General features: G+C 65.5%; 7 protein-coding genes. 3 read left to right on the top strand and 4 right to left on the bottom strand.

The features are described 5' to 3' along the window. Positions 1–82: 82 nt before the first annotated feature. From ftsB to PMI12_RS18900, 4 genes are read right to left on the bottom strand one after another with little or no spacing between them, the layout of a single operon-like run. The gene (gene ftsB / locus PMI12_RS18915; RefSeq protein WP_007835683.1) at positions 83–361 is read right to left on the bottom strand and encodes a cell division protein FtsB; all 279 of its coding nucleotides are present in this window, start codon (positions 359–361) and stop codon (positions 83–85) included. Between the two features lie 19 nt (positions 362–380). Further along, complete coding sequence (eno, locus tag PMI12_RS18910; RefSeq protein WP_007835681.1) at positions 381–1,664, bottom strand: phosphopyruvate hydratase; 1,284 nt, start codon at positions 1,662–1,664, stop codon at positions 381–383. A 48-nt stretch (positions 1,665–1,712) separates the two neighbouring features. Continuing rightward, positions 1,713–2,003 carry a DUF1330 domain-containing protein gene (locus PMI12_RS18905; RefSeq protein WP_007835679.1) on the bottom strand — a complete coding sequence of 97 codons (291 nt, stop codon included), beginning with the start codon at positions 2,001–2,003 and terminating at the stop codon, positions 1,713–1,715. Then, positions 2,000–3,682 carry a CTP synthase gene (locus PMI12_RS18900; RefSeq protein ID WP_007835677.1) on the bottom strand — a complete coding sequence of 561 codons (1,683 nt, stop codon included), beginning with the start codon at positions 3,680–3,682 and terminating at the stop codon, positions 2,000–2,002. Before PMI12_RS18900 ends, PMI12_RS18905 begins: the two co-directional genes overlap by 4 nt. Positions 3,683–3,805: 123 nt before the next feature. On the opposite strand from PMI12_RS18900, the gene coaBC reads away from it, so the two are divergent. From coaBC to dut, 3 genes are read left to right on the top strand one after another with little or no spacing between them, the layout of a single operon-like run. Continuing rightward, entirely contained in the window at positions 3,806–5,029 is a 1,224-nt protein-coding gene (gene coaBC, locus PMI12_RS18895; RefSeq protein WP_007835675.1) for a bifunctional phosphopantothenoylcysteine decarboxylase/phosphopantothenate--cysteine ligase CoaBC, read from the top strand. Further along, positions 5,029–5,496 carry a hypothetical protein gene (locus tag PMI12_RS18890; RefSeq protein ID WP_007835674.1) on the top strand — a complete coding sequence of 156 codons (468 nt, stop codon included), beginning with the start codon at positions 5,029–5,031 and terminating at the stop codon, positions 5,494–5,496. The genes coaBC and PMI12_RS18890 overlap by 1 nt, the downstream gene beginning before the upstream one ends. Further along, positions 5,493–5,939, top strand: coding sequence for a dUTP diphosphatase (gene dut / locus PMI12_RS18885; RefSeq protein ID WP_007835673.1), 447 nt, complete (start codon positions 5,493–5,495; stop codon positions 5,937–5,939). The genes PMI12_RS18890 and dut overlap by 4 nt, the downstream gene beginning before the upstream one ends. The last annotated feature ends 170 nt before the right edge of the window (positions 5,940–6,109 follow it).

Below are 6,109 nucleotides of genomic sequence, written 5' to 3'. Positions count from 1 at the left end.
CCGGCTTTGCCGGGCCGCTGGTGTCGCCCCCTGGAAGGGGGTTGGCGAAGCGACACGAAGTGCGCGAAGACTGAGGGTCATCCTAGTGAGCGATCTGTACGAACACTTCGTTCGGCTTGACCATGCCGAGCTCCGCGCGCGCGCGCTCCTCGACCATCTCGAGGCCGTTCTTGAGGTCGTTGACCTCGGAGGTCAGGCGCTCGTTGGTCAGCGTGGCCTTGGCGTTGGCTTCTTTCTGGTCGGCCAGCTTGGTGCGCAGCTGGGCCACGTCGCGCACGCTGCCGCGCCCATTCCAGAGCTGCCACTGCAGGATGGCCAGCAGGAGCAACAGGACGATCGGAGGAACGAGGCGGGCGCGCATGCCGCGTGGCGTCCGGGCGTTACTTCAGGTTGTAAAACGCGCCGCGGCCGGGGTACACGGCGATGTCGCCGAGATCTTCTTCGATGCGCAGCAGCTGGTTGTACTTGGCGATGCGGTCCGAACGCGAGAGCGAACCGGTCTTGATCTGGCCGGCGTTGGTGCCCACGGCGATGTCGGCGATGGTGCTGTCCTCGGTTTCGCCCGATCGGTGCGAAATGACGGCGGTATAGCCCGCGCGCTTGGCCATCTCGATGGCGGCGAAGGTTTCGGTTAGCGTGCCGATCTGGTTGATCTTGATGAGGATCGAGTTGGCGATGCCCTTCTCGATGCCCTCTTGCAGGATCTTGGTGTTGGTGACGAACAGGTCGTCGCCCACCAGCTGCACGCGCTTGCCCAGGCGTTCGGTCAGGTGCTTCCAGCCGTCCCAGTCGCCTTCGTGCATGCCGTCCTCGATGCTGATGATCGGGTACTTGTCGACCCAGTTCGCGAGCATGTCGGTCCAGCTTTCGGCCGTGAGCGAGAGGTTCTCGCCCGACAGCACGTACTTGCCGTCCTTGTAGAACTCGCTGGCCGCGCAATCGAGGCCCAGGGCGATCTGTTCGCCGGCGGTGTAGCCGGCCTTGTCGATGGCTTCCAGGATCAGCTGGATGGCTGCTTCATGGCTCTCGACGCTGGGGGCGAAGCCGCCTTCGTCGCCGACCGCCGTGCTGATGCCGCGATCGCCCAGGATCTTTTTCAGGGCATGGAAAACTTCGGCGCCGTAGCGCACGGCCTCGCGGAAGCTCCTGGCGCCCACGGGGATGATCATGAACTCCTGCAGGTCCAGGCTGTTGTTGGCGTGCGCGCCGCCGTTGATGACGTTCATCATCGGCACCGGCAACTGCATGCCGCCCATGCCGCCGAAGTAGCGGTACAGCGGCAGGCCCGATTCCTCGGCCGCGGCGCGTGCCACGGCCATCGACACGGCGAGCGTGGCGTTGGCGCCCAGTCGGGCCTTGTTGTCGGTGCCGTCGAGGTCGATCATCGTGCGATCGAGGAAGGCCTGTTCGCTGGCGTCGAGGCCCAGCACGGCTTCCGAGATCTCGGTGTTGATGTTCTCCACGGCCTTGAGCACGCCCTTGCCGAGGTAGCGGCTCTTGTCGCCGTCGCGCAGCTCGATGGCCTCGCGCGAACCGGTCGATGCGCCCGAGGGCACGGCCGCGCGGCCCATGGTGCCCGATTCGAGCAGCACGTCGCACTCGACGGTGGGGTTGCCTCGGCTGTCGAGAATTTCGCGGCCGACGATGTCAACGATTGCACTCATCTTCTGTCTTTCTCTTTCTGGTCTCTTTGGCGGATGAATAAATGGGGATCAGAGGCCCTCGACGGCGATCATGTTCATGATCGCGGCGCCGGCACGCGCCTCGCGTGCCTTGAGGTACTCGGGCGTCTCGTAGAAGGCCTTGGCCTTCTCGAAGCTGGGGAACTTGAGGATCACCACGCGCGTGGGCTTCCAGTCGCCCTCGAGCGGCTGCACCTGGCCGCCGCGCACGCACACTTCGGCGCCATGCGCCTGCATCGCGGCGCTGGACCACTTCTTGTATTCCTCGTACTGCGTCGGGTTCGTGACCTCGACGTGGGCGATGACGTAGCCGCTGCTCATGCGACAGCCTTCAACGTCTTGTTGGTGCTGCCCGCGCCCTTTTCCTTGTGGTCGAGCGCCGCCTTGATGAAGGCGTTGAACAGCGGGTGGCCGCCCCATGGCGTCGACTTGAACTCGGGGTGGAACTGCACGCCCATGAACCACGGGTGCACGTCCTGCGGCAGCTCGACGATTTCGGTCAGATGCTCGCGCTGCGTGAGCGCGGAGATCACCAGGCCGGCGTTGCGCAGTTCGTCGAGGAAGTTGACGTTGGCTTCGTAGCGGTGGCGGTGACGCTCGGTGACCACGTCGCCGTAGATGCTGTGGGCCAGCGTGCCGGGCGTGACGTCGGAGCTCTGCGCGCCCAGGCGCATGGTGCCGCCGAGGTCGGACTTCTCGTCGCGCGTCTTCACCGTGCCGTCGCGGTCCTTCCACTCGGTGATCAGCGCGATCACGGGGGTGGGCGTCTCGGGGTCGAACTCGGTGCTGTTGGCGTTCTTGAGGCCGGCCACGTGGCGGGCGTACTCGATGGTTGCAACCTGCATTCCCAGGCAGATGCCGAGGTAGGGTACCTTGCCTTCACGGGCGAAGCGGGCCGCCGAGATCTTGCCCTCGACGCCGCGCTGGCCGAAGCCGCCGGGCACCAGGATGGCGTCGTACTTGGCCAGGCGCGACACGTCTTGTGCCGAGATGGTCTCGGAGTCGATGTAGTCGATCTTCACGCGCGCATGGTTCTTCATGCCGGCGTGGCGCAGGGCCTCGTTGAGCGACTTATAGCTGTCCGACAGGTCGACGTACTTGCCGACCATGGCGATCGACACTTCCTTTTGCGGATGCTCGACCTCGTAGACCAGGTCGTCCCAGCGCTGCAGCTTGGCGGGCGGCGTGTTGATGCGCAGCTTGTCGCAGATCAGGCCGTCCAGGCCCTGTTCGTGCAGCATGCGGGGCACCTTGTAGATGGTGTCCACATCCCACATGGAGATCACGCCCCATTCGGGCACGTTCGAGAACAGCGAGATCTTGGCGCGCTCGTCGTCGGGAATCGGGCGGTCGGCGCGGCACAGCAGCACGTCGGCCTGGATGCCGATGGCGCGCAGTTCCTTGGCGGTGTGCTGCGTCGGCTTGGTCTTGAGTTCGCCGGCGGCGGCGATCCAGGGCACGTAGCTCAGGTGCACGAAGGCCGAGTTGTTCGGACCGTTGCGCAGACTCATCTGGCGCACCGCTTCGAGGAAGGGCAGCGACTCGATGTCGCCCACGGTGCCGCCGATCTCGACGATGGCCACGTCCACCTCGTGCGCCGTGCCGATGCCGGCGCCGCGCTTGATGTATTCCTGGATCTCGTTGGTGATGTGCGGGATCACCTGCACCGTCTTGCCGAGGTAGTCGCCGCGGCGTTCCTTCTCGAGCACGGTCTTGTAGATCTGGCCGGTCGTGAAGTTGTTGGCCTTGCGCATCCGCGTGTTGATGAAGCGCTCGTAGTGGCCGAGGTCGAGGTCGGTCTCGGCGCCGTCATCGGTGACGAACACTTCCCCATGCTGGAAGGGCGACATCGTGCCGGGGTCGACATTGATGTACGGATCGAGCTTGATGAGGGTGACTTGGAGGCCGCGCGATTCGAGGATCGCGGCGAGCGAGGCGGAGGCGATTCCCTTGCCAAGGGAAGATACGACACCACCGGTGACGAAGACAAATTTGGTCATGCCAGTTCCGGATGCGTGAATCCGGGCAGTGGGAAATTGCGATTATAGATGTGCCCTTTGCGACACCCCCCGCCAAGGGCTTGTTGCCGTTTGTTCGATGGCCTATGAGCAACAATACGGCCCATGCAAGATCTCGCCGGCAAACACATCGTCCTTGGCCTCACCGGAGGCATCGCCTGCTACAAGTCGGCCGAGCTGTGCCGGCTGTTCGTGAAGGCCGGGGCTACTGTCCAGGTCGTGATGACCGAGGCGGCCGAGGAGTTCATCACCCCGGTGACCATGCAGGCGCTCTCGGGCCGCACCGTCTACACCTCGCAGTGGGACACGCGCGAGCCCAACAACATGCCGCACATCAACCTCAGTCGCGAGGCCGATGCGATCGTGCTGGCGCCATGCAGCGCCGACTTTATCGCTCGCCTGGTGCAGGGCCGCGCCGACGACCTGCTGAGCCTGATGTGCCTGGCCCGCCCGATGGACCGCGTTGCGCTGCTGATCGCGCCGGCCATGAACCGCGAGATGTGGGCCCACCCCGCCACCCAGCGCAACCTGATGCAGGTGGCGGCCGACGGCGCAACCGTGCTGGGCGTGGGCAGCGGCTGGCAGGCCTGCGGCGAAACGGGCGATGGGCGCATGCTCGAACCTGCGCAACTGCTGGAGGACATCACGGCCTTCTTCCAGCCCAAGCTGCTGGCGGGGCAGAAAGTGCTGGTCACGGCCGGCCCGACCTTCGAGGCGCTCGACCCGATCCGCGGCATCACCAACCATTCGTCCGGCAAGATGGGCTTTGCCATCGCCCGCGCGGCCCGCGAGGCGGGGGCCGAGGTCACCCTGGTGGCCGGCCCGGTGCATCTGCCGACCCCGCGCGGCGTGACGCGCGTCGACGTGCTGTCGGCGCAGGACATGCTCGAAGTGACCACCCATGCCGCGCAATCTGCTAGCATTTTTGTAGCGACTGCCGCCGTGGCCGACTGGCGTCCGGCCACGCAGAGCGATCAGAAGATCAAGAAGGACGGCAGCGGCAAGACGCCGGTGCTCGAGTTCGTCGAGAACGCCGACATCCTCCTGAGCGTTGCCAAGAGCGAGCGGGCACAGGCCCGAAAGCTCTTCTGCGTGGGCTTCGCGGCGGAGAGCGAGAACCTCGCCGAGCACGCCAAGGCCAAGCGCGAGCGCAAGGGCATTCCGCTGCTGGTGGGCAACATCGGCCCGCTGACCTTCGGGCAGGACGACAACGCGCTGCTGCTGGTGGATGCCAAGGGCGTGCGCGAGCTCCCGCGCGCGCCCAAGCTCACGCTGGCGCGAGAACTCATGGCCGAGATTGCCGCCCGACTTCCCGACTGGAGGGCCTGATGAATCCCCATCCCCAGTGGAACACGCCGCCGAACGGCGACTTCGCCCGTTATGTCGAGCGGCTGTCGGCGCAGGCCGCGCTGCCGAAGCGGGCGGCGAAAGAGGGCGAGCCCGGGCTCGACGTCGGCATGGGCCCGTCACCCGGCCAGCAGGGGCCGGTGAGCGCGGCCATGCAGCGCAGCGCAGAACTGCCGAATGGCGAAGTGCCGAAGAAGGAGCCTGGCTCCTTCGACCCCCTGACCCTCAAGGTGCTGGGCGCCGTCGGCGCGCTGGTGTTCCTCGTGCTGTGGGCCGCCGGCGTGCCTTTCGGCGTGCTGCTCCTGCTGGCGGGCGTGGCCATCTGGTTCGGCAAGAAATTGAAGGGCGTGAAGCTCACCCCCGGCGTCGCCAAATGGCAGCAGGTGCTGGAAGAGGCGGCCCGCAAGCAAAGAGAACAGCAACAGAAGCAAGGCAGCAAGCAAAAGTGAAAGTCGACGTCCGTATCCTCGATCCGCGCATGGTGGATCAATTGCCCGCATATGCCACCCCTGGAAGCGCCGGCCTCGACCTGCGGGCCTGCCTCGATGCCCCGATCACGCTGGAGCCCAACGGCTGGCAGCTGGTGGGCACGGGCATCGCGATCCACCTGGCCGACCCGGCCTATGCGGCGCTGATCCTTCCGCGCTCGGGGCTGGGCCACAAGCACGGCATCGTGCTCGGCAACCTCGTCGGCCTGATCGACAGCGACTACCAGGGCGAACTGAAGATCAGCGCCTGGAACCGCAGCGACACACCCTTCGTGCTGCAGCCGATGGAGCGGCTCGCCCAATTGGTGATCGTCCCCGTGGTACAGGCGCAATTTCGGGTGGTCACAGACTTTGCACCTTCGCAACGCGGCGAGGGCGGCTACGGCTCCACGGGCAAACATTGAGCAAATGCTGAAGGGAAGCTGAGTTTCGGGGCGGTAAAGACTGGAACTGGCGAAGGCCGGGCGGCCTCGAAGGTTTCAGTGTGTGTTCTGGCGTCATCGCGGCGGACGCTGCGGCGTTAGTCAGGCACACGCAGGGTGCATGCATTCATCATTCGTGCACTGTTCTATCC

This window comes from Variovorax sp. CF313 (assembly GCF_000282635.1).
Taxonomy (GTDB): domain Bacteria; phylum Pseudomonadota; class Gammaproteobacteria; order Burkholderiales; family Burkholderiaceae_C; genus Variovorax.
This window is presented reverse-complemented; position numbering and strand designations above follow the sequence as displayed.

Excerpts from the sequence above, each read along its gene's own strand:
- PMI12_RS18900 (WP_007835677.1), bottom strand. The coding sequence starts at position 3,682 with ATGACCAAATTTGTCTTCGTCACCGGTGGTGTCGTATCTTCCCTTGGC.
- PMI12_RS18890 (WP_007835674.1), top strand. The coding sequence starts at position 5,029 with ATGAATCCCCATCCCCAGTGGAACACGCCGCCGAACGGCGACTTCGCC.
- eno (WP_007835681.1), bottom strand. The coding sequence starts at position 1,664 with ATGAGTGCAATCGTTGACATCGTCGGCCGCGAAATTCTCGACAGCCGA.
- coaBC (WP_007835675.1), top strand. The coding sequence starts at position 3,806 with ATGCAAGATCTCGCCGGCAAACACATCGTCCTTGGCCTCACCGGAGGC.
- ftsB (WP_007835683.1), bottom strand. The coding sequence starts at position 361 with ATGCGCGCCCGCCTCGTTCCTCCGATCGTCCTGTTGCTCCTGCTGGCC.
- PMI12_RS18905 (WP_007835679.1), bottom strand. The coding sequence starts at position 2,003 with ATGAGCAGCGGCTACGTCATCGCCCACGTCGAGGTCACGAACCCGACG.